A 20,527-nucleotide genomic window follows, 5' to 3' on the forward strand; every position below is an offset into this window, starting at 1 on the left:
CGTGGAGGGACAGCGCCCGTACAATCGCCGCAGGCTTCACGGCAAAGAAACGCGGCCCCTGCGGGGCCGCGGGCAGCGCCAGCCGAAGGCTGGCTCCTCTTATGTGTTCAGTCGCCGGCCGTGGCCGGCGGGCCGCTCAGATCTCAGGTGCGCCGCCGAAGATGAATGGCAAGCGGGCGGAGATGAGTCAGCGGGTCGCGGTCGAAACCGAGTCTGTGAGCGGTTCGCTCGGGCTGCTGCGCATCATGTCGACGTCGACGGTGGGTTGCGCGTGCGGCTCGTGGGCTTGTTCCATCGTGGTGCGGAACACGCGGTAGTGGCTCACAGCGGGACAGGACACGGCGAGACTTCGAGCCGCGACTTCAGGCAGCGACGGATCATCAGGGCCAGCGAACACCGCGCGAGCGTACTCGCTCGGAACCCAGCGGCCCCCAAGTGCGCCGGCGCCGTTCAGCGCGTCCGCGTAGGCATGCTCCCAGCGGGCGCGAATGCGAGATTCAGACAGTTCGTAGGGCACCTCGACGTCGATGACCTGGACGTCGTAGCCTTCCGCGTGGAGGATCTCGCCGAGCCTGATCGCGTCAGCTTCTTTGCTAAGCACGGCGTCAATCACGAGGTTGTCGCCGGCATGGATCGCGTCGGCGCGAAGGGCCTTGGCGAGATACGAGGACTCCTCGTGGACGAGCGCAGCCAGCTCCAGGGGGTAGAACTGCTCGCCCTGCGCTTGGAGTTCACGGATAGCGTCGGGCATCAACCAGCTGTCATAGCTGCCGTCCGCCCGCGCTTCATCCAGGAGCCCACGTTTGAACTCATCGGCGTCGACCACGAGATACTTGCCACGGTCCGCGCCCAGAACCTGCTGAAGGACGGTGCTCTTGCCGGCGCCGGGAGGGCCAGCAAGCACGATCGCGCGGCGCTGCTGCTCGACCTCCGGCGCTGCGTCTCGCGCCTCTTCGAGGAGGCGTCGATGGAGTCGACGCCTCGAGGGCATCGGCTCCTCGGCATTGAACCACCAGGCGGGGTTGTTGATGGTCGCTGTAGGGGCGAACGGTGCAAGAGCCTGGCCAGGCTTCGAGAGCTCGCGCACCGCTTCCATGTGGCGAGTAATTACCTCCGAGGACACGCTTTAGACACTCCGCCGATTGCGACTGTTCCTAGTGATCTTGATGACCCCTTTGCCATCTCGGCGAGTGACGACGGATTTTCCGCTCTTCGCGTCGCGGGTTCCGTAAGCGTTCTTCGCAGCCTTAGCGGCCGGCGCCGGCCGCTTCGCTTCCTCGACGTCGAGACCGTGCCTCCTGTTGAAGATCTCTTCGTAGAGGTCATCCTCGATGAGACCGCGACGGTTGGCGTCATCGACCTCGGCCCACGTTCCGGGAGGATCGACGATGAGCGAGTCATACCCGTCGGTCGTTCCACCCTTGGCGTAGGGGAACCGGGTGAGCTCATCGACGAGTTGCGCGCGCTCGAGGAAGCCAGCGGCGTAGCGTTGGCAGATCTCGGCAGGCGTAGCGCCTGAGAACCCATTCAGTGGCATGGCAACCTTTGACGCGGTCTTGAGAGCGCTGAGCACGGACGGCTGCGCGATGTTCAGCCACTTGGAGATCTCTCGCTGGCTATACCCGAACTCACTGAGGCGGCGCAGCTCACGCCGGTAGTCGAGCTCGTCGATCTCTTTTCGCTGTCGCGCGCGAACTGCGGCTCGCGCTGCGGCTGGGATTTCTGCGATCGTCATGAAAGTCTCCTCCGATAGGACACTCTATCAGGCGGCGATAGAAGAGACTATCAGCGATCCGGAGCGAGATCGGGCTGGGCTCGCCGCTTCTCCGCGGGGGCTCGGAAGGCGAATCAATCGCGGTCGTGGGCAAGGCCCTGGACCTGGTGGCGCTAGTCCGAGGTCGATTCAGGGTCTTACTTGTTGAGGCGAATGCCGAGCTCGGAGATTTCGATAACTCCGCGCTGGGCGAGTCTGTCGAGCAGCTGGCCAATGTCCACGGTCGCATCCGTGTAGGACTCCTGCAGCCGCTCAAGCGGCACCGGACGGAGGTATGGATTCTGGTCTGGGTAGCCGAGAAGAACGTGAACGGCTTCTGCTTCGTCCTCGCTCAGCAGCTCAACTCGTCGAAGTCCCGAGATCACCGCGACCATAAGAGGGGCCGCGCCGCTCCCGCCGGTTAGCAGCGCAACTGCCAGTGCGATTGCCGCGTCGACCCATACGCTCTTGAGCTTGGCGAAGTTGACATACACACGATTGCGGAGGAACGCCGACTCCTCGAGGATCACAATGGCGGGCCCCGGTGGATCGAGGTTGATGCCTTCGACGAAGATCTCGTCTGCGTTCGGCGATTCACGGATGATGTCAGAGATGTAGCCCCGGAAGGCTGCGGGGAATTCGACGCCCGGAGCGATCTTGCTCGGGATGCCCTGCAGTCCCTTTACTTCCACCCACTTCGGATCATTGGTCGTCGGGATTCGGAACGGATTCTCTGCTGCTGACATGCGGCTAGGTACTCCAGGAAAGTCCGAGCGTGTTGAACGCTTCGACGAGCTCAGGGGTTTCCGGAGTGAGCTGGTGCAGTCGTGGCGACGCGATCAGCGGCGACGTGTCACTTTCCGTTGAGGGGCGTTCGAAGATTGCCCAGAGCCGGAGATCATCGCCATGGCGGGAACCGAACTCGACGCCATCGACGACCGGGGACGTCTGGGCATAGAGCCACGAGGCCACTGAGCGGGTCAGGTCGCGGGGACCTGAGTCCTTGAGTGCTGCCGCATCAAAGTCCGCTGCTCCCGCCCCGAGGGCTACCTGCACGAATTCAGCCCACAGAGCGGCGATGCTCGTCGAGGCACTGACGTCGCAGAAAGCGCCCCGAAGTTCACCACTCGACGCGCAGCGGGGCTCGAGCCAATCGAAGCTGACCGTGGCGGCTGGCCGCGGCGGGTATTCGGCTGCGTCAGTCGAATCGATGACGATGTTGCCGAGGGCATTAGCCAAGACCGAATCCAGGCAATATTTGGCGAGCACGTCGATCAGGCATGCGTAGAGCGTTTGGCCATCGTAGACGGTACGGAATTGCCCTCGGATGTCATCCCAGCGGCCGTTGAAGCGGCCATCATCAGTTGCGTACTTCCAGTCGCTCCAAGCCCAGGGATTGGGCTTGAATCCGACTCTCCATACCTGACCTGGGTCGTCGCGGAGCGCAAGTCCCACTCCTTGCATGCTCACTTAGCCGTGCGCGATGAAGGATCGGGCTGCCGACAACACTGCAGGTCCCGCGGTATCGAGATCCTGCTCCCGGAGCACGCGGGCCGGCGCGACATCCTCGAGCTCAGGGTTCATGCCCTGAAACCAGCTCGCCACTGTAGCTGGCGATTCCCTATCCCGGAGCATGGCCATCACGTAATAAGAGGTCCGGAGTCGCTGAACTGCCTCACCTGACGGAGAGCGAACACCTTCAGCCCACTCGCGGACCGCACGCGTCTCACGGACGCCCCCAAGATACGCGACGAGCGCGGCGCCCAAAGTCTCTCTCAACGACGAGACAATCTCGGCGGGCGCCAACCGCAACGAATCTTCGTACGCGCGAAGTCCGGGACGTGAAGTAGCAATAACCATATGCCTATTCCATCCCATCACAGTCAATAAGGCAATCGAAACCCGGCCTATTCGCGGGCCAAATCACACCCCGTATCCCACCCTAAATAGCTGATAACGTTTCTTATGTAAAGAGCAAGTGGAATAGCCGAGGCCCGCGCCTGCAGATGCCTCATTCGGCACCGCTCCAACTGCTGGATCATCCCGCGCGCTCCTCGCGACCGACAGAGACAGTCGGGACGGGTCGGTAAACCAATAGTCCCATCGACTGTCCGCAGTGCAGAATTCATCTATGGCTGCGCGACATCACACCGTCCCCCAGATGTACCTGCGCAACTTCGCCGACGGTTCCGGGGGCATCATGTTGGCCAACCGCGACGATCCCGGTCTCACGTTCAAGACATCGACTCGTAAGGCTGTGGCAGAACGGGGGTTCTACCGCATCGAGACCGAGGATCTCGCCCGCGACGAGGATCGCGTAGAACACGACCCGGAAGCGATCGAGAATGCGCTCAGTCAGGTAGAGGGCGCCATCGCTGCCTCAATAAAGAGGCTCGTCGAGCCCGGCTCGACACCCGATCAGACCGATTGGTACAGGCTCATTCAGTTCGCCGCATTGCAGACGGTGCGGGGGCGCCGTTGGCGGGAAGACATGGTGGCTCTTGCGACACAAGCCGCGCGCACGTCTATTCTTGCGGAGCTCGACGATGAGCACATCCGAGTATGGCTCGTCGCTCAAGATTTGCCGGCGGGTCCCGACGACGTCGCCGCCTTCTACGAATCGCTCCAGGGATCTAGGTTCCCGCGCCTCATTCCTCCCCAGGCGGTGCTCGTCCAAGAGAGTCTCAAGATGGCGTTCGGTGACCCCGCCACGGGAGATCTCGGATTGCAGCAGTTTCTCGCGGGCAAGTCGGTCTCGCTGATTAGGACGTCCAGGGTGGCAGTGTTGACCAGTGACGAGCCCGTGTGTTGGTGGTCGCCGGGTGACGCGCCGATCGGGTATGCCACCGCCCAGATGGTCTGGGTACCACTGAGTCCGCGTCTCATCTTGCAGTTCCGGGACCCGGATTTCGACCCCGCTGCGCACGGTGTTCCCGATGTGGCGGACTACTTGGCGAAGTTCGTAAACGGGCTCGTGGCCGCGCAGGCCGACCGATGGATTATTCATCACCCCAGCGACGCTCCTCTGGCTGACATGCAGCTTCCCGCTCGGGAACTATGGGGTGACGAGCTCGTAGCAGAGCGCGATGAGGAGGACGGCACGCGTCGTGAACTCTTCGTACATCGCCGTCTTCGCCCGCAGGAGTGAACACCTAGAGCGGAGCAACGATGAGCTCGGTCGGCCGTGAACGATCGTTCGTGGCAGGGGCCGTTCGACCGACGTTCGTACTTTCGCAGCGTCACCGGCGTATGCCAGAGTGGGTTTCACTCAACACCTGCCATCGTTCCATCAGCTCCGCTACCTGACGCAGATGAATCCGGAACCGCTCTATCTCGTTCAACTCGGCTTCACCGACGACGAGTCGTCAGCGCGTTGGTTGCAGGGACTACCGCTGATCGGTTGCGGCGGGTCGACGACGAACGTACGGCGGCATGGTCATGTGTCCGGTGAACTTCGCGGAATGCGCTCGAAGCGCCTCTCCTGGCCACTCAGTTATCTCGTATAGGTCTCGGTCGGGATCAAGCCTGGGCGCTGGCGAGCTGACCAACTGACTAACCCGGCCGGGCGATAGAGCTGCCGCTTCAGCGATAACGACTTTGCTAAGTCCGAGAGCTGCGGCCTCCTGGACCTTCGCGGTCTGTATCGCTTCGACTTCAACCGTGAGGGCACGCAACTTGTGCAGCATCCTGGCTGCGCCGACGACGTCAGCGAGAGCATTCTGCATTTCATCATCAGTAGCCATGAGCTAAATTTAGAGCACTAACGGTAAGCTATCAATAGGCCACTAATGATAGGGCGGATCCTTCCGGCCTCCGCTACCTCGACCGGGACGCCCAAGGGTTACAAACTTGTGCGCTTCACAAAGTCCGCCCGGACGCCAAGTTTGGTTGCGATCGACTCGAGGCGATCTTGATCTGGGCGCTCGAGGCGGCAGCTGTCCCACGCGATGAGTGCGAAGAGCAGGTGGGTAGCGGCAACGGCAATCCACGCGCTCGCGTTGGTGTGCGCCGCGTGATCACGCCACACGACGCCGACGGGCGACCGCGGATCTACCTCTGTGTAGAGATCAACGACAGTCGACTCCGCGTGGGACAGTGCAGACGCCGCTCGATACATCAGGTAGAGCCTTTCACCACCCTCAAGAGCACGAAATCGTTGCTGGATCTTGTTATTCGATGGCATGCCGAGGTCATCCAAGAGCTGCTGGCTTTCCGCCATGCGCTCCGCAGCCGGAGTGTTGTCCGGATCCATTTCGAGTACCTCCCGGAGCGCGGTGCGCTTCTTCTGCGCCGCCTCACTCACGAAAGATCGCCACGCATCCTCATCGACAAGCAACCAACCGGCGGTCATCGCGTCCTCCATCAGAGTCCGAACGATCGGCACTGCAGGGAGAGGAAGGCTGTTCTTGTAGAGCACCAGAATTGCTTGCCCGCATTCGACGGCGTGTGCAGCAAGACCACGGATGAGCACCGGCGTCGTAGGTCGCCCTAGGTCACTTCGCACCTCAATAGATCGCTCAGAACTGTGGCTACGCCAGATGGATGTGAGCTCCGCAAGCACCGCTCGGTAGTCGATCTTGTCGACGGTCATCAAGCACCCGTCCGGGGCGGGACCATCGAAGCCACGACATCGGCTCGAGCTCGATCGCGCGCAACGGCCCGATAGACGGTGCCGGCACCGACCTTGTACCGGGCCGACAGCTCGGCCACGGTGTAGTCGCCTGAGTGATACTCCGCGACGAGATGCCCTTCGATCGCTTCCGGCAGCTTCGGCTTCTTCCCCTTCAGTCGGCCCTTCGCCTTCGCCACTCGCATGCCTTCGCGGGTGCGGGACCGAATCAGGTCGGACTCGAACTCCGCCACCATCGCGAGCGCGTTGAACAGCAGCCGACCAGTCGGGTCGTGCGGGTCGTGCACGCTCTCTCCTATCCGCAGCCTCACCCCTTTCTGGGTCAGCTCGTCGACGAGATCCCCGGCGTCCGGCACGGAACGGGCGAGGCGGTCGAGCTTGGTGACCATGAAAGTGTCACCGTCGCGGCATGCCGCCATCGCTTCACGCAGCGCGGGGCGTTCCCGGTTGGTGCCGGTGAGGCCATGGTCGACGTAGAGGTTCTTCACATCAACGCCAGCGGCGAGGAGCGCGTCACGCTGGATGGTGGCGTCTTGCTTGTCGGTGGATACTCGGGCGTAGCCGATGAGATGAGCGGTCACTCCCCCACTATGGCGGTCGGGGCCCCATCACCGGAACATTCACCGGAGGGGTGTTACGGAAGACTGGGACGCGCCGAATCTCGCGGCCAGATTCGAGCGGCGAAGCGCTCCGTTCATCGATCCCCTTTCGAGGTGGTCACCTAGGCCGTAGTGCAGCTGGAACAGTGCCAACCGGTGATCGACTCGGACACTCCGCTCTTGCCGCACACGACCGTTTCTGGTCTGCGCCCATCGTCTTGAATCAGGATGAGTGCATGGATATTGCGGAGTAATGGCCTCGGCTCGGAGACGGCATCCGAGAGTGGCTCGTGGACAACAACGGCCATGCGCTACCGCCGGCTGTGCTGACGTCGATCAAAGCCGCTGGAGGTGTCGCGGTCTCAGATGCCTGGCGGGTGGGCCAGAACGCTTCGGACGGTTTCCTTCTCTCCGATGCCGCTGTCGACTGGATCGAGGAGAAGGCGAACGACGAGTAGCGTCTGAAACGATCGCTTATTGGTACTTCCGGTTGTTTGCATAGAAGACTGAAAACCGTGATCAAGAAGATTAAAGGCATCGCATGAGCACCACTCCCCCTACGCCGAAGCCTCCCTACGAGCTGCAACTCGTGCAGGCAGTGTGTGACGTTCTCGGGCAGACGGAGTATCCGGGTCTGTCTGGTTCGGAGATCGATCGCCTGCTGCAGGGCATCGGTCTCTCTGGTCGACCACCGGGGTACAACAAGCGCGAGGGCCTTTGCGTGGTGTTGTTCAACGCGCAGCTGAAGAACGGCGGCCTCTTCATTCGGTTCATCCATAGGGCCATGGAGCCGGTGCGGTACGCGAAGAACCATGCACGGTTCGAGGATCTCCGGGGGCAGCTGTCTGAGGTGATGACGTTCTACGGGTTCACGATCAACGCGGAGGGCAAGGTCGCGAAGTCCGCTCGAGCGAAGACGCTCAGCGAGGGCGCCAAGCTCAGCGGCCGGCTGCACACCGAGTTGAGGCACCGCGGTGCGCACGAGCTGCTGTTCGAGTACTGCGCGGAGGAGCTCATCAACAGGTCGCTGTTCCACGCGCTGACGGAGGCCTCGAAAAGCATCCCGAGCAGGGTGCGTAAGATAACCGGGCTGGCGGGTGATGGTGCTGCCCTCTACGATGGCGTATTCGGCACGAACACCGAGCGGCCGTTGTGGTTCATCAACGCCTTCGACTCGGCCTCGGACGTCAGCGAGCACCGCGGCTTCAAGCAGATCCTCTTGGGCGTCCACGGTCACTACCGGAACCCGCGCGCGCACTCGAGCAGGATCGACAACACCGAAGTTCTGCCTGACTTTTACGACGCGATGTCGCTGTTCTCTTACGTGCACCGTCGCCTCGACACGGCATCACGCACACCGCTGACGTAGCTCGCCCGGGTCGACGTGGTTGTCGGGTGGCGGTTACAGTGGTGGTGCGGACCCGCCCCACACACGTGGATTGGCGGGTCTGGCTCGTTAAGCCGTCAGATTTCGATCGGCCCGCCGGCGACGTCGGATGCGGCGAGGTAGTTGGCGTGCCAGTTCCACGCGAACTTGTTGCCCGGGTGGCGGTTGAGGCTCATGAACGCGGTGTAGGCGACGAGGTCGGCCATCTGCACGAGCTGCGATCGCCGGGAGTCATGGAAGGTGGGGTCTTCGATGATGTGGCGGGTGTCGAGCTCGAGGCTGCGGTGTGTGTCGAAGTAGGTGGGGTCGGTGCCGTTGCCGTCCATGCTGATGATCGTGAACGTGCTCTCCACGCGGTGTTCTTCGTTCCAGCGGTCGACGAGCTCGGCGTACACGCGGCCGCGTTCCTGGTAGTAGGCGTTGCCCTTCAAGGTGGTGCGGCGGAACACGGCGCCGACGCGGATGTCGGGGCAGCGGGCGAGTTCTTCGAGGCACTGGATGGCGACGGCCCGGCCGAGGGTCTTCCACTCCTGCAGGTCGGTGATGGTCGCGGTGGAGATCCGGTTGCGGCCGTTGATGAACTTCGTGGCGTGCAGTTCCTCGGCCGGCGGCACCTGGTGGTCGCGGTAGAGAGCCTCCGGAGCTCGAGCAGAGATCGTAGGGCGTGACGCCACCGGGTGGGGTCGCATTCGATCCACCCGTAAACGATGAGTCCGGAGTCGACGGAGCCGGAGTCGTCGACGTAGCGGAGGCGGGTGATGGTCATGAGGGTCTCTTACGGGGTCGGGTTGCTGGCGGGTGCGGGTGCGGGGCGGTTCTTCTGACGCTTGTGGAAGGCCTTCGCCGCCCGCTTCTGGAGGGCCTTGCGGGACTGGTGGCCGAAGTCGCCGGTGAGCGAGTAGTAGGTGCGGATGGTGTGACCCAGCGGCGAGAGCGGCGCCTTGATCTTCTGCCGGCGCCGGTGGACCAAGCCGAGCTGGCGGAGTTCGTCGAGGCCGTTCTGGGCGCTCTTGGGCTTGATGCCGTACCAGGGTTCGGCGTTCTCGTAGGTGAGCCAGAACTCGTCCTGGTTGCTGGTCTCCTTGGCGACGACCAGGAGCATGACGAGGCCGGGAAGGCTCAGCTGCGCGAAGATCTCCTTCTTCCAGAACGCGTCGGGGAGGGCGAAGTAGGCGTTCCACCGATCGCGGCGCCCGCCCGGGGGTTCGTACGCGCCACCGCCGTCTTCTCGTCGAGGCACGATCCGGATGAGGCGGTTCTCGCGATCCTTCTCGACGAGGCCGAGCTCGATGAGATCTGCCCAAGCACGCGACAGGGTCGACGCGGACCAGGTCGGTGCCCCCTTGGCGGTGAGTGCCCGAATCCACACGCTGGCCTGCAACGGGGTCCACTGCTTCTCGAGCCATGGCCAGCACGTCAGGAGGAGAATGTAGAGCAGCAGGGCTCGATGCTTCCGGGTGCTCATCATCGTGGCGATGGTCGAAGGGCGCGGGAGATCGCGGTCCGGTAGTTGCACGAGGATGTGCCGGATCTGCGTGTAGCCGCGCGCAGAGAGGCGGGTCATTTCCTCTCGTGTTTCTGCCGGCGTAGCGGCACCCAGTTTCATCGTCATGGGTAGATAGAACCACATCGCTCGAAATCCGATCCCAAAAAGAGCGGATCGCCGATTGCGATGCGACACCAGATAGTGCGAAGCCCCGATGCTATGCGCCGTGCAAGACACAATGCGATGCGATGCGATGCGCCATACCCCAGTCCCGCAAGAGCGGGTTTCACTTGGCGGCCGGGACCGTTGTCATCACGACTTGAGGGAGATTTTCACTCCAGCGACGGGAAGGGGTGTCGCGGGCCGATCTGGGGACGTGTGCAACTCCGACGCCGCTAGTTGCCGGTCACGCCAGCGCATGATGGTCGCTCATTCGGGCCGGCTGTCCTCGGGTTCGTCGTTGGGAGCCGGGGTCGTGCTCGGGTCGGGTGTGCTCGAGCCATCCATTCAGTCCTGCTCGAGGAACGGGAGCCCGATCGCGGCGAGCTTGGTCTGCAGGTTGAGGTCTCCGGTCACCACGGTCACAACTGATCCCGGGTGTTCCGACTGCAGCAAGAGCACGGCGGCGATCAGGCGATCGTCCGGAACGTCCAGATCCAGCCACGAGGGCAGATCATCGCTCTGCGGGTCGGCGTGCTCGAAGCGCACGTGGGTGTCGCCAGCCACTCGAGCAGCTGCCCGAACATCCCCGTTGGTGCGGTAGCCCTTCAGCCGGCGGTCGGCGCGTTTCGCTGCGTTCCGAAGTTCTTCGGTTCTCCCGGAACGTTTCAGATCGTCGAGTTCGCGCATCACGATCGGCATTACGTGCACGAGGTACCGGCCACCCACCTGGTCGGTGTAGATCGACAGATCGGGGTTATCGATCAGCGCATTCGTGTCCGGCACGAGCCGCTGAGTCCATTCATCTGCCGGTAGAAGATCGGCCAACGAGCGCAGCGCCTCGATGTCTTCGCGAGCCTGGCGGCCGTTCTTCGCCTGGTCGGGCGAGATCGAGTGATCCCGACCCATTCGTCGCAACCACAGCTCGATGTGTTTCGTGGACTCGCGAAGGGCGGACTTCACCCGAGGCAGAGGATCGGGGAACAGGAGGCCTTAGCGAGTGATCCAGTCGGAGAACGCGCTCAGGCACTGGGTGCGCGCAACCTCCTCGGGAGCGGTTGACGGGGTCCAGTCCCACACCTGGGCGCCGACGAAAATGACGCTGTCATACCCGCCCCTGTTCGGGTTCACATTCCGAATCGGAGTCGAGCCGGCGATTGCCACATACTGCTCCTCGATCGCGTCGAGCTCGAGAAGCAGATTTTGGAGGTAGCTGGCCATAAGTCGAGTATCCCAACACCCGCCGACCCGCCAGTACTCCGCTCGATCAACAACATGGGGGCGCGGAAAATCTGGGAGGACCCGGACCTTCCGCAGCCGATTTGTGTCAGTTTTTGGCGGGTCAGCTGGGCGTTTTGAGCACGGCGGCGAGCACGGCGGTCGCGCGGGCTGCGTGCTCTCGGGTGGTCTCGCGGTCGAGCTTGATGTGATGCACGGTTCCGTCCGTCCGGGCGGTCGCGTTCGAGCGAAGTGGGCGGGGATGGGACGGGGCGGTCAGCGGATGGCGTGGGCGGGGTGGGCGGCGTCGTAGGCGGCGCGGGCGTCCGCGATGAGGGGGCGGTGGGCGAGCGACCAGTCGGCGAGCGCCTTGACGAGGTGCGTGAGGCTGCGGCCCGGGCCGGTGAGCGTGTACGTCACCTGCGGGGGGATGCTCGCGTGCACCGAGCGGGAGAGCAGACCGTCACGTTCGAGCCGGCGCAGGGTGAGGGTGAGCATCCGCTGGGAGACCCCGTCGATGGCGCGCTGCAGCTCGCTGAAGCGGCGGGGGCCCGAGGCCAGCTCGACGACGACGAGCACCGACCAGGTGTCGCCGATGCGGTCGAGCACGTCGCGGATGCCGCAGTCGGCGTGACCCTCGGCGCCGCACGGCTCGAGCTCGGCGGTTACCTCCGTGTGCGTGAGTGACATGAGAGTGCCTTCTTGTGGGGTGCCGGTCGGCTGGGACACGATCAGCCTAGTTACCGAAGAGAAGCACGGAAGGCATGACCATGATCCTCGTCACCGGCAGTACCGGACAGCTCGGCCGCGCGATCCTGTCGCACCTCACCGGCCGCGGCGCCCCGGCGATCGGGAGCAGCCGCAGCGGCGCGGACGGCACGCGCATCCTGGACTTCGACGACCCGGCCGGCCTGTCGCTGACCGGCGTCGACACCCTCGTGCTCGTCTCGGCCGGCGAGGCGGAGGACGATGTCGTGATCGCCCGCCATGAGGCGGTGATCGCCGCCGCCGAGCGCGACGGCGTGACCCACGTCGTCTACACGAGCCTCGCGGGCGACGGCGATCATCTCGCCTTCGCGCTGGCGCACCGGTGGACGGAGCGGCGGCTGTGCCGGAGCACGCTGTCGTGGACGATCCTCCGCAACGGTCTGTACGCCGAGCTGTTCGGCTCGCTGCTGCCGTGGTCGGGGCCAGAGCTCACGTCGGCGTTCGGCGGCGGAGCCCTGGCCGCCGTGACGCGCGACGACCTCGCGGAGGCCGCCGCGATCGTCGCGACGGCACCCGGGGCGCACGCCGGACGGAGCTACGATCTCGTCGGGCAGCCGATCACGGCGCGCCAGGTCGCCGAGCGTCTGGGTGCGACGCTGAGCGACATCGGGCTGGCCGAGCGGCGCGTCCAGCTGGACGGGGCGGGGCTGAAGCCGTTCCAGCCGGCCATGCTGATGTCGATCCACACCGCGGTGGCGCACGGGTTCCTCGGCCGCACCGGCCCCGATCTGGCCGAGCTGCTCGGCCGCGAGCCGGCCGACACGCTGGCCGTGGCGGCCTTGGCGGCCCTCGCCTCGGCACCGGAAGGATTCGACGGCCGAGGCGCCTAACCGATCGGCATCCCGATCGGAGCACCCTCGGGCAGGAGCAGCACCCGACGCTGCCGTCCCGACAGCCCGAGCATCAGCAGGCCCGCCCCGCCGATGATGATCCCGGCGATCAGCAGCAGCACCCCCACCACGGTCAGCACACTGTCGGGCGGCGTCGCCCCGGCCACCATCAGGGCGATGCCCACCACGAGCGAGAGCACGCCGAACCCGAGCAGCACCCAGATCAGGATGCGCAGGGTGCGCCACGCCCGTGCTCCGTGGAAGCTGGGCCGCACGCCGAAGGGGGTGGCGGTGTACTGCGCCCAGCGCGATCCCGTCCACCAGCGCGAGGTGCGTGGTGCCACCGGGTACCAGCCGGCGCTCGCAGCCTCGGCGAACCCGGGGAGCGGATGCACGGAGTCGAGCGCGACCACGGCGGCAGACGGGCCGGCGGCCGGCGCGGGCATCCGCCGCACAGCCGTCGACTGCGCCGCGATGCCCAGCCAGAGCCCGGCGAGCAGCAGCATGGCCGCGCCGCTCACCCCCGACCCGGGCGCCACGAGCGCGAGGGAGAACTGCAGCAGCGCCAGCACGGCGAAGACGGCGCCGAACGTCCAGGCCAGGCCGGGCTGCTCGGAGGTGGCCCAGTCGATGCCCGGCACACCCCTCCGGATGCGCATCCCGGTCCACCTCGAACCGTCCCACCAGCGCACCACCCCCGACGACGTCGGGTACCACCCCATCGGCGACACTGTCACGCGATCATCCCCCGCACGCCCTGAGGCTCAGAGCCGGGCGAACCGCGCCCGCACGAAGGTGTAGACGCCGTAGGCGATCAGCCCCACGCCCACAGCCACCAGGATGACCACCCCGAACGGCAGCGACGCCAGCGACTTCAGCGCCCCGTCGAGCCCGGTCGAGCTGCTCGGGTCGACGGTCACGGCCGCCACCACGATCAGCACGCCCATCACGAACACCGCGACGCCCTTGGCCACGTAGCCGACCACGCCGAGCACCCGCACGGCCTTGCCGGTCGTGCCCGACGGCATGCGCAGGTCCTCCTCGAACTTGCGCGTCACACCCTTGTAGACGAAGTAGCCGCCGATGGCCGCCGCGCCCACACCCACGATGCCGAGCAGGAACGGCCCGCCGGGCAGCGACAGGATGCTCGCGCTCGCCTGCTGCGTCGAGTCGCTGTTGCTCGTCGAACCGCCCTGCGCGAACGTCAGCGCGGTCACCCCGAGCGCGATGTACGCCACCGCCTTGCCGGCGGGGATGAGGCTGCGCACCCAGCGCTTGTCGGAGGTGGAGCCGATGCCGAGCACGGCCTGCACGATCAGCCAGAGGCCGAGGGCGAACAGGCCGACGACGACGACCCAGATCACGATCGTCCCGCCCGGCAGCTTGGTGATCTCGGCCATCGCGCCGGACTGGTCGGACGACTCCCCGCCCTGGTTCACGGCGACGCGGATCGCGAGGTAGCCGAGCAGCAGATGCACCAGCGCGCTGGCGCCGAAGCCGACGCGGGCGAGGATCTGCAGGGCCCGGCTGTTGCCGGCGCTCGACGCGGCGCGGCGGGCGGTGGAACCGGCTCGTGTGCTCATGGGATGCCTTTCGGGAAGGGGTCGGGTCAGGTCAGGTGCCGTCGCGCTGCGGCTGCGAGGCGGGCCCGGTGACGGGTTCGCCCGCGATGCGCACGGTGCGGTGAGTGTCGATGGCGATGATCGCGCCGAGGATGACGAGGGAGAGGGCGACCGAGGCGGTGGTGTCGCTGATCCAGTGGTAGCCGAGGTAGAGACGGCTGACGATCTGCGCCGCGATCGCGACGACCGCCACCGAGAAGGCGGCCACGGTGAACCAGGTGCGCTGCAGCCGGCTCGCCAGCAGGTACGCGGTGATCAGCAGGAAGTCGCAGGTGCCGAGCACATGCCCCGAGGGGAATGAGAACGAGCGGTCGGGCCCGAACAGCATCTCGCCGATCGGCGGCCGCGGGTGCTGCACGATCGGCGCGATGACCTGCGCCAGCACGACGCCGGTGACCATGCCGATGGCCAGCAGGAACGGCCGCCACAGGTGACGGGCGGCGACGATCCAGCCGATCAGCACCACGAGGATGATGATCGGCAGCGCCACCGGCCCGAAGGCGACCGCGAGCACGATCATGAACGAGGTCGTCGACTCGCGCACCGTGGTGTCGAACCAGTCCTCGACGGGCTGGTCGAGGCGCTCGAAGCCGGTCTGGGTCAGCACGCCGACGAGCAGGGTGACGAACGCGATCGCCCCCACGACCATCAGCACGACGGCCGTGACGTAGAGCCGGCGCCGGGTGGCCTCCGGGAGGTAGCGCTCCTCGACGATGAACTTCTCGTTCCACGCGGCGATGCGTCCCGACCTCAGCGTCGTCATGGAACCGCCCTCTCGCCGTCCGGCCTCACGGGCCGAAGCAGCCTCGAGTCCTGCCTACCACGGTTCGGTCAATCGCGGTTGACCGAACCGAGCGAGAAGCAGCTAGAACGAGTGAGAACGAACGAGAACGAGCGGATGCGCGGCGGCGCCCTCAGTCGTCGCCGAGGAGGATGGCGGCCGCGGCGATCATCTCGAGCATCCGCTCTCTCATGTGGCCGATGTGCTTCTTGACCGCCGGCTCGATGCCCGCGTAGTCGTGGGCGACGATGGCCTGGTAGAGCTCGTCGTACTCCTCGGCGCAGGAGAGCAGCCGGCTCTGCAGCGAGGCCGCGCGCAGCCAGAAGCGCTGGATGCGGCGGCGCGTCTCACGCACCGTCTCGGCCACGAGCACGTTGCCCGCGAGCGCGTTCGCCTTGCGGTGGAAGAGCTGGTCGGCCAGCGCCCACGAGGCCCGGTCGTCGTTCGCGGCCGCGCGGTACATGTCGTCGACGTAGCCCTTGAGGGCAGCGGCTCCCTCGTCGGTGAGGGTCGAGGAGGCCTTGCGGGCGATGTAGGTGTCGAGCACCTCGAGCAGGTCGCAGGCGTCGTTCACCTCGGTGGCGGTGAGCTGGGAGACCGTGAAGCGCGCGTTGTCGGTGCGCTTGACCAGGCCCTCCTTCTCGAGCCGCTGCAGGGCCTCGCGCACCGGGGTGCGGCTGATGCCGAGCTGGTTGGCGAGGCGGTTCTCGGACAGCGGCGAGCCCGACCGCAGCCGGAACCCCGTGATCTCGGCGAGCAGCCACTCGTACGCGTCGTCGACGCGACTGCCCGTCTCGGTGCCCGTGGCCATCCATCACCTGCCTTCGGGTCGATTCTACCCGGGCTGCGGGGGCTCGGGCCCGGTGCGGCGGCTTCGCATGCGGTGACGGATGCGGCAGTGCATTCAGAGGGGGCGCTCCCGAGCACCGGGTCCAGAATGGTCGTCATGGCCCAGCAGATCCAGTACCGCACTCTCGGCGGCCCCGAGGTGCTCGAGTTCGTGACCGTCCCCACGCCCACCGCGCCGCCCGGCGGGGTCGTCGTCGAGACCCGCGCGATCGGCGTGAACCCGATCGACGTGAAGCTGCGGACGGGACTGCGGCCGAGCCCGCCGATCACCGAGCCGCGGGTGCCGGGGTCGGATGCGGCCGGCGTGATCGTCTCGATCGCCGAGACCGGTGCCGGCGCCGAGGCCCGCGCCGGAGCCGGCGCGTGGAGCGTGGGCGACGAGGTGATCGTGCGCGACGCCGCCGGCGCCTACCGCACCCATGTGCCGGCCGACGCCGCGCAGCTCGTGGCGAAGCCGGCCGCGGTGAGCTGGAACGAGGCCGCCGGCATCGGCATCCCGGTCGGCACCGCGTACCAGGCGCTGCGCTCCCTCGGGGTCGACGCCGGTCAGACGCTGCTCGTGCACGGCGGCTCGGGCGCGGTCGGCCAGGCGGCCATCCAGTTCGCGCGCGACTGGGGAGCCACCGTCGTCGCCACGGCGAGCGCCCGCAACCTCGACCGCCTCCGGGCGCTCGGCGCGATCGCGGTCGAGTACGGCGAGGGCCTCCTCGAACGGGTTCAGGATGCTGCTCCCGACGGCATCGACCGTGTCCTCGACGCCGCGGGCACCGACGAGGCGCTCGACGTCTCGTTCGCCGTCGTGAAGCACCGCTCGCACATCGGCACCATCGTGGTCGGAGCCAAGGCCGACGCCCTCGGCATCCGCGCCTGGATGGGCGGCAGCCCGCACCCCCTCACCGACCAGGAGCAGGCCTGGCGCCGCGAGGCCTACGGCGTGGCCGCCGACCTCATCGCCGAGGGCCGCTTCGAGATCGAGATCGCGGCGGTGTACCCCTTGGCGGAGGCGGCCGCGGCGCAGAGCGCCCTCGCCGACGGCTCCCTGCGCGGCAAGCTCATCCTCGACCCCCGGGCCTGACGCGGGCCCCGAGGCGGCGCGGGCCCCTACGAGCCCGCGCGAGCGGCGCCGGCGGCGGCCGAGGAGCCGAGGTCGCTGCCCGGGAGTTCGGCGCCGGAGGTGAGGGCGGCCGCCCAGGCTTCGGTCGTCGCGACGCGCGCCCAGCTCGAGCCGAGCAGGGTCATCAGGGTCTCGTGCACCGTGCGCGCATCCGCCGACCCCGCGCTGTTGGAGAGGTGGATCGCGCCCGTCGCGTCGGCGAGCACCTCGATGGTGAACCCGAGGTACTCGGCCTCGACCGCCGACGCGAGCACGCAGTTGTTCGTCATGTAGCCGACGAACGTCACGGTGTCGACGTCGCGCTCGCGCAGCCACTCGGTGAGGTCGGTGCCCGCGAACACCGACGAGTGCTCCTTCGTGAGCAGCTTCCAGTCACCGGATGCGCGGCTCTCGATCTCGGGCCGCAGCACGAACTCGGCCGACCCCGGGTCGAACACCGGAGCCCCCGCGCCCGAGCTGTGCTGCACGGCCACGACCGGGATCCCGGCCGCCACCGCGGCATCGACGGCTTCGACGATCCGCGGCAGGGAGGAGGCGTGCGGGGGGTACTGGATCTCGAGCAGTCCGTCGAAGTACTGCTGCTGCACGTCGATGACGACGAGGGCGCGGCGGGGTGCGGTCATGGCGGTGTCTCCTGTCGTCGGCCGGCGGGCCGGGCGTGCTCCTATCGTGGCCCAGCGGAGCTCTGGCGCGCGACGCTCGAACCCGCGGGGCGATTCAGGCCGCGAGCAGCAGAGCGGATGCGCCCGGGCTCTCGACGGCCGGGCCGGCCAGGGCGTGTTGGGGCCCCAGATCCAGCCGCAGCACCGGCGCCACAGGCCGGGTGCTGCGGGCGTCGTCCTCGGCGAGCACCGCAGCCGACGCCGTGAGCAGCTCGCCCGCCGAGACGTCGAGCACGCGGCACAGGGTCGCGAGGATCTCCGACGACGCCTCATTGCGGCCGCGCTCGATCTCGGAGAGGTACGGCAGCGAGATGCGCGAGCGTTCGGCCAGGCGCCGCAGTGTCAGCCCGCGCTCCAGACGCAGTCGTCTCAGAACGTGCCCGATCGCGTGGCGCAGCAGCATGAGGTCAGGCTAGGCCGTGAGGGGCGGGACGCGCATCCGCTCGCCCCGCCCTTCTGCTCACAGCAGAACCCGGGCCCCGGCCACGGGGTCAGACCCGCGCCGGCTCCCGCAGCGACGCGAGCACCTCGGCCAGCTGGTCGACTGCCCAGTCGAGCTCGCTCTGCTCGACGACGATCGGCGGCGCGAGGCGGATGGTGGAGCCGTGCGTGTCCTTCGCGAGCACGCCCCGCTCCATCAGCAGCTCGCAGACCGCGCGGCCCGAGGCCAGCCCGGGGTCGATGTCGATGCCCGCCCAGAGGCCGGCGCCGCGCACGGTGACGACGCCCCGGCCGACGAGCTCCTCGAGCCGGATGCGCAGGTGCTCGCCGAGGCGGGCGGCGCGCTCCTGGTACTCACCGGTCGCGAGCATCCGCACCACGGCGAGGCCGACGGCGGCCGCCAGCGGGTTGCCGCCGAAGGTCGAGCCGTGCTCGCCCGGGTGCAGCACGCCGAGCACGTCGCGGTTCGCGACGACCGCCGACACCGGCACGATGCCCCCGCCGAGCGCCTTGCCGAGCAGGTACACGTCGGGCACGACGCCCACGAGGTCGCAGGCGAAGGTGGCGCCGGTGCGGCCGAGGCCCGACTGGATCTCGTCGGCGATGAAGAGCACCTCGTGCTCGGTGCAGAGCTCGCGCACCCGCGGCAGGTACTCGGCCGGCGGCACGATGATGCCGGCCTCGCCCTGGATGGGCTCGAGCAGCACCGCCACGGTGTCGGGATTCGCGGCCAGGGCGGCGGCCAGGGCATCCGCATCGCCGTAGGGCACGCGGACGAAGCCGGGGGTGAACGGGCCGAAGCCGTCGCGGGCGGTGGCGTCGTCGCTGAAGCTGATGATCGTGGTGGTGCGGCCGTGGAAGTTGCCGTCAGCCACGATGATCGTCGCCCGGCCCTCCGCCACGCCCTTGACGCGGTAGCCCCAGGCGCGGGCGACCTTGATGCCCGATTCGACGGCCTCGGCGCCGGTGTTCATGGGCAGCACCATGTCCTTGCCGGCGAGCGCCGCCAGCTCCTCGACGAAGGGGCCGAGGCGGTCGGAGTGGAACGCTCGGCTGGTGAGGGTGACGCGGTCGAGCTGCGCCTTGGCGGCGTCGACGAGCAGCGGATGCCCGTGCCCGAAGTTCACCGCCGAGTACGCCGCGAGGCAGTCGAGGTAGCGGCGTCCCGTGACGTCGGTGACCCACGCTCCGTCGCCGGTGGCGACCACGATGGGGAGGGGGTGGTAGTTGTGGGCGGCGTGCTCGTCGACCTGGCGGATGGCCTCGGCGGCGAGGGCCTGGCCGGCGGTCATGCGCGCAGCTCCAGCGTGCAGCACTTCACGCCGCCGCCGCCGAGCAGCAGCTCGGACAGGTCGACGCCGATCGGGTTGTAGCCGCGCTCGCGCAGCTGCTTCTCGAAGCCGGTGGCGCGACGGGCGATGACGACGTTCAGGCCGTCGGAGATGGAGTTGAGGCCGAGCACCGAGCCGTCCTCCTCGGAGACCAGGATCGCATCCGGATACAGCTGCTCGAGCTTCGCGCGGCTGGCGTCGTCGAAGGCGCTCGGCAGGTAGGCGATGTTCGCGGTGACGTCGTCGGTGAGTGGGTCGAGCACCGAGATGGCGGTGTCGAGGTGGTAGAAGTTCGGGTTGACCAGCGTGAGGCTGACGACCTCGCGGCCGAAGAGCTCCGCGACCTCCTCGTGGCTGCGGGTGGCGCTGCGGAAGCCGGTGCCCGCGAGGATGCGCGAGCCCACGAGCAGGAAGTCGCCCTCGCCCTCGTTGACGTTCTGCGGGTCGACGACGCGGTAGCCGCGCTGCTCGAACCAGCGCATGAACGCGGGGCCCTCGGGCTGGCGCTGCTCGTGCGTGAAGCTGGCGCCGTAGGCGATGCCGTCGATGACGAAGCCGCCGTTCGCGGTGTAGACCATGTCGGGCAGGCCCTCGATCTGGTCGATCAGCTCGACGGTGTGGCCGAGCCCGACGTAGGTGTCGTAGAGCGTCTGCCACTGGCGCACGGCGAGGGAGGTGTCGGTGGGGACGGCCGGGTCCATCCAGGGGTTGATGCGGTAGGCGACCGTGAAGTGGTCGGGGCGGCACATCAGGTAGTGGCGGGGGCTCGCGGTGCGGGCCTCCGGCGTCTGGCGGGTGGTCTCTTCGAGCGTGGGCGTCGACATACGTTCTCCTACAGGGTGAAGTGCGAGAGGCGGATGGCGGACCAGCGTGCTGTCCTGAGGCCCCGACCGGGGC

The 20,527-nt window shown here is 67.1% G+C and carries 24 protein-coding genes; 5 read left to right on the forward strand and 19 right to left on the reverse strand.

Going from position 1 to position 20,527, the window contains the following annotated elements; translation table 11 throughout:
- Positions 1-187: 187 nt before the first annotated feature.
- The 4 genes from HQQ85_RS07975 to HQQ85_RS07990 form a co-directional block, all read right to left on the reverse strand.
- Positions 188-1,096 carry a zeta toxin family protein gene (locus HQQ85_RS07975; RefSeq protein ID WP_173182007.1) on the reverse strand — a complete coding sequence of 303 codons (909 nt, stop codon included), beginning with the start codon at positions 1,094-1,096 and terminating at the stop codon, positions 188-190.
- 30 nt (positions 1,097-1,126) lie between these two features.
- Entirely contained in the window at positions 1,127-1,735 is a 609-nt protein-coding gene (locus HQQ85_RS07980) for a hypothetical protein (RefSeq protein ID WP_216851587.1), read from the reverse strand.
- 176 nt (positions 1,736-1,911) lie between these two features.
- On the reverse strand, positions 1,912-2,499 hold the full coding sequence (locus tag HQQ85_RS07985; protein ID WP_173182008.1) for a hypothetical protein: 588 nt from the start codon (positions 2,497-2,499) through the stop codon (positions 1,912-1,914).
- 4 nt (positions 2,500-2,503) lie between these two features.
- On the reverse strand, positions 2,504-3,208 hold the full coding sequence (locus tag HQQ85_RS07990; protein ID WP_173182009.1) for an RES domain-containing protein: 705 nt from the start codon (positions 3,206-3,208) through the stop codon (positions 2,504-2,506).
- Between the two features lie 676 nt (positions 3,209-3,884).
- On the opposite strand from HQQ85_RS07990, the gene HQQ85_RS07995 reads away from it, so the two are divergent.
- Positions 3,885-4,901, forward strand: coding sequence for a DUF4238 domain-containing protein (locus tag HQQ85_RS07995; RefSeq protein ID WP_256430665.1), 1,017 nt, complete (start codon positions 3,885-3,887; stop codon positions 4,899-4,901).
- 693 nt (positions 4,902-5,594) lie between these two features.
- On the opposite strand, the gene HQQ85_RS08000 is transcribed toward HQQ85_RS07995, so the two are convergent.
- Together HQQ85_RS08000 and HQQ85_RS08005 are read right to left on the reverse strand one after the other, a co-directional pair.
- On the reverse strand, positions 5,595-6,344 hold the full coding sequence (locus HQQ85_RS08000; RefSeq protein ID WP_173182011.1) for a DUF5677 domain-containing protein: 750 nt from the start codon (positions 6,342-6,344) through the stop codon (positions 5,595-5,597).
- Positions 6,344-6,964: a recombinase family protein gene (locus tag HQQ85_RS08005; protein ID WP_173182012.1), complete on the reverse strand. Its 621-nt coding sequence runs from the start codon at positions 6,962-6,964 to the stop codon at positions 6,344-6,346. Before HQQ85_RS08005 ends, HQQ85_RS08000 begins: the two co-directional genes overlap by 1 nt.
- Positions 6,965-7,272: 308 nt before the next feature.
- Between HQQ85_RS08005 and HQQ85_RS08010 the strand changes: the two genes are divergently transcribed.
- Entirely contained in the window at positions 7,273-7,440 is a 168-nt protein-coding gene (locus tag HQQ85_RS08010; protein WP_173182013.1) for a hypothetical protein, read from the forward strand.
- 83 nt (positions 7,441-7,523) lie between these two features.
- Positions 7,524-8,351, forward strand: a complete 828-nt coding sequence (locus HQQ85_RS08015; protein ID WP_173182014.1) for a TIGR02391 family protein — start codon at positions 7,524-7,526, stop codon at positions 8,349-8,351.
- 95 nt (positions 8,352-8,446) lie between these two features.
- Here HQQ85_RS08015 and HQQ85_RS21335 read toward each other — a convergent pair whose 3' ends face one another.
- The 5 genes from HQQ85_RS21335 to HQQ85_RS08045 form a co-directional block, all read right to left on the reverse strand.
- A complete protein-coding gene (locus HQQ85_RS21335; RefSeq protein WP_216851588.1) occupies positions 8,447-9,043 on the reverse strand; it encodes a DUF3800 domain-containing protein in 597 nt (198 codons plus the stop codon).
- 101 nt (positions 9,044-9,144) lie between these two features.
- Positions 9,145-9,933 carry an ArsR family transcriptional regulator gene (locus tag HQQ85_RS08030; RefSeq protein WP_173182015.1) on the reverse strand — a complete coding sequence of 263 codons (789 nt, stop codon included), beginning with the start codon at positions 9,931-9,933 and terminating at the stop codon, positions 9,145-9,147.
- Between the two features lie 429 nt (positions 9,934-10,362).
- A complete protein-coding gene (locus HQQ85_RS08035) occupies positions 10,363-10,977 on the reverse strand; it encodes a PIN domain-containing protein (protein ID WP_216851589.1) in 615 nt (204 codons plus the stop codon).
- A gap of 30 nt (positions 10,978-11,007) precedes the next feature.
- Complete coding sequence (locus HQQ85_RS08040; RefSeq protein ID WP_173182016.1) at positions 11,008-11,235, reverse strand: hypothetical protein; 228 nt, start codon at positions 11,233-11,235, stop codon at positions 11,008-11,010.
- 273 nt (positions 11,236-11,508) lie between these two features.
- Positions 11,509-11,922, reverse strand: coding sequence for a helix-turn-helix domain-containing protein (locus HQQ85_RS08045; RefSeq protein WP_173182017.1), 414 nt, complete (start codon positions 11,920-11,922; stop codon positions 11,509-11,511).
- Positions 11,923-11,996: 74 nt separating this feature from the next.
- Between HQQ85_RS08045 and HQQ85_RS08050 the strand changes: the two genes are divergently transcribed.
- Positions 11,997-12,830, forward strand: a complete 834-nt coding sequence (locus HQQ85_RS08050; protein WP_254069295.1) for an NmrA family transcriptional regulator — start codon at positions 11,997-11,999, stop codon at positions 12,828-12,830.
- On the opposite strand, the gene HQQ85_RS08055 is transcribed toward HQQ85_RS08050, so the two are convergent.
- The 4 genes from HQQ85_RS08055 to HQQ85_RS08070 form a co-directional block, all read right to left on the reverse strand.
- Complete coding sequence (locus tag HQQ85_RS08055; RefSeq protein WP_173182018.1) at positions 12,827-13,567, reverse strand: DUF2510 domain-containing protein; 741 nt, start codon at positions 13,565-13,567, stop codon at positions 12,827-12,829. The genes HQQ85_RS08050 and HQQ85_RS08055 overlap by 4 nt on opposite strands.
- A 27-nt stretch (positions 13,568-13,594) precedes the next feature.
- Positions 13,595-14,413, reverse strand: coding sequence for a DUF1206 domain-containing protein (locus tag HQQ85_RS08060; RefSeq protein WP_173182019.1), 819 nt, complete (start codon positions 14,411-14,413; stop codon positions 13,595-13,597).
- A gap of 31 nt (positions 14,414-14,444) precedes the next feature.
- A complete protein-coding gene (locus HQQ85_RS08065) occupies positions 14,445-15,215 on the reverse strand; it encodes a phosphatase PAP2 family protein (RefSeq protein ID WP_173182020.1) in 771 nt (256 codons plus the stop codon).
- 151 nt (positions 15,216-15,366) lie between these two features.
- Positions 15,367-16,044, reverse strand: a complete 678-nt coding sequence (locus HQQ85_RS08070) for a GntR family transcriptional regulator (protein ID WP_173182021.1) — start codon at positions 16,042-16,044, stop codon at positions 15,367-15,369.
- A gap of 135 nt (positions 16,045-16,179) precedes the next feature.
- On the opposite strand from HQQ85_RS08070, the gene HQQ85_RS08075 reads away from it, so the two are divergent.
- Entirely contained in the window at positions 16,180-17,157 is a 978-nt protein-coding gene (locus HQQ85_RS08075) for an NADP-dependent oxidoreductase (RefSeq protein WP_173182022.1), read from the forward strand.
- Positions 17,158-17,183: 26 nt separating this feature from the next.
- Here the strand turns inward: HQQ85_RS08075 and HQQ85_RS08080 are convergent, their stop codons facing one another.
- The 4 genes from HQQ85_RS08080 to ddaH form a co-directional block, all read right to left on the reverse strand.
- Positions 17,184-17,819, reverse strand: coding sequence for an isochorismatase family protein (locus HQQ85_RS08080; protein WP_173182023.1), 636 nt, complete (start codon positions 17,817-17,819; stop codon positions 17,184-17,186).
- Positions 17,820-17,913: 94 nt separating this feature from the next.
- Positions 17,914-18,261 carry a helix-turn-helix domain-containing protein gene (locus tag HQQ85_RS21460; RefSeq protein ID WP_173182024.1) on the reverse strand — a complete coding sequence of 116 codons (348 nt, stop codon included), beginning with the start codon at positions 18,259-18,261 and terminating at the stop codon, positions 17,914-17,916.
- A gap of 88 nt (positions 18,262-18,349) precedes the next feature.
- The gene (gene rocD, locus HQQ85_RS08090) at positions 18,350-19,591 is read right to left on the reverse strand and encodes an ornithine--oxo-acid transaminase (RefSeq protein WP_173182025.1); all 1,242 of its coding nucleotides are present in this window, start codon (positions 19,589-19,591) and stop codon (positions 18,350-18,352) included.
- Complete coding sequence (gene ddaH, locus HQQ85_RS08095; RefSeq protein WP_173182026.1) at positions 19,588-20,454, reverse strand: dimethylargininase; 867 nt, start codon at positions 20,452-20,454, stop codon at positions 19,588-19,590. The genes rocD and ddaH overlap by 4 nt, the downstream gene beginning before the upstream one ends.
- Between the last annotated feature and the right edge of the window lie 73 nt (positions 20,455-20,527).

Origin of the sequence: Herbiconiux sp. VKM Ac-2851 (assembly GCF_013205105.1) — a bacterium.
Lineage (GTDB): Bacteria > Actinomycetota > Actinomycetes > Actinomycetales > Microbacteriaceae > Herbiconiux > Herbiconiux flava.

Excerpts from the sequence above, each read along its gene's own strand:
- HQQ85_RS08045 (WP_173182017.1), bottom strand. The coding sequence starts at position 11,922 with ATGTCACTCACGCACACGGAGGTAACCGCCGAGCTCGAGCCGTGCGGC.
- ddaH (WP_173182026.1), bottom strand. The coding sequence starts at position 20,454 with ATGTCGACGCCCACGCTCGAAGAGACCACCCGCCAGACGCCGGAGGCC.
- HQQ85_RS07995 (WP_256430665.1), top strand. The coding sequence starts at position 3,885 with ATGGCTGCGCGACATCACACCGTCCCCCAGATGTACCTGCGCAACTTC.
- HQQ85_RS08075 (WP_173182022.1), top strand. The coding sequence starts at position 16,180 with ATGGCCCAGCAGATCCAGTACCGCACTCTCGGCGGCCCCGAGGTGCTC.
- HQQ85_RS08060 (WP_173182019.1), bottom strand. The coding sequence starts at position 14,413 with ATGAGCACACGAGCCGGTTCCACCGCCCGCCGCGCCGCGTCGAGCGCC.
- HQQ85_RS07980 (WP_216851587.1), bottom strand. The coding sequence starts at position 1,735 with ATGACGATCGCAGAAATCCCAGCCGCAGCGCGAGCCGCAGTTCGCGCG.
- rocD (WP_173182025.1), bottom strand. The coding sequence starts at position 19,591 with ATGACCGCCGGCCAGGCCCTCGCCGCCGAGGCCATCCGCCAGGTCGAC.
- HQQ85_RS08050 (WP_254069295.1), top strand. The coding sequence starts at position 11,997 with ATGACCATGATCCTCGTCACCGGCAGTACCGGACAGCTCGGCCGCGCG.
- HQQ85_RS07975 (WP_173182007.1), bottom strand. The coding sequence starts at position 1,096 with ATGGAAGCGGTGCGCGAGCTCTCGAAGCCTGGCCAGGCTCTTGCACCG.
- HQQ85_RS08070 (WP_173182021.1), bottom strand. The coding sequence starts at position 16,044 with ATGGCCACGGGCACCGAGACGGGCAGTCGCGTCGACGACGCGTACGAG.
- HQQ85_RS08000 (WP_173182011.1), bottom strand. The coding sequence starts at position 6,344 with ATGACCGTCGACAAGATCGACTACCGAGCGGTGCTTGCGGAGCTCACA.
- HQQ85_RS08040 (WP_173182016.1), bottom strand. The coding sequence starts at position 11,235 with ATGGCCAGCTACCTCCAAAATCTGCTTCTCGAGCTCGACGCGATCGAG.
- HQQ85_RS08065 (WP_173182020.1), bottom strand. The coding sequence starts at position 15,215 with ATGACGACGCTGAGGTCGGGACGCATCGCCGCGTGGAACGAGAAGTTC.
- HQQ85_RS08080 (WP_173182023.1), bottom strand. The coding sequence starts at position 17,819 with ATGACCGCACCCCGCCGCGCCCTCGTCGTCATCGACGTGCAGCAGCAG.
- HQQ85_RS07985 (WP_173182008.1), bottom strand. The coding sequence starts at position 2,499 with ATGTCAGCAGCAGAGAATCCGTTCCGAATCCCGACGACCAATGATCCG.
- HQQ85_RS08030 (WP_173182015.1), bottom strand. The coding sequence starts at position 9,933 with ATGACCCGCCTCTCTGCGCGCGGCTACACGCAGATCCGGCACATCCTC.
- HQQ85_RS21460 (WP_173182024.1), bottom strand. The coding sequence starts at position 18,261 with ATGCTGCTGCGCCACGCGATCGGGCACGTTCTGAGACGACTGCGTCTG.
- HQQ85_RS08015 (WP_173182014.1), top strand. The coding sequence starts at position 7,524 with ATGAGCACCACTCCCCCTACGCCGAAGCCTCCCTACGAGCTGCAACTC.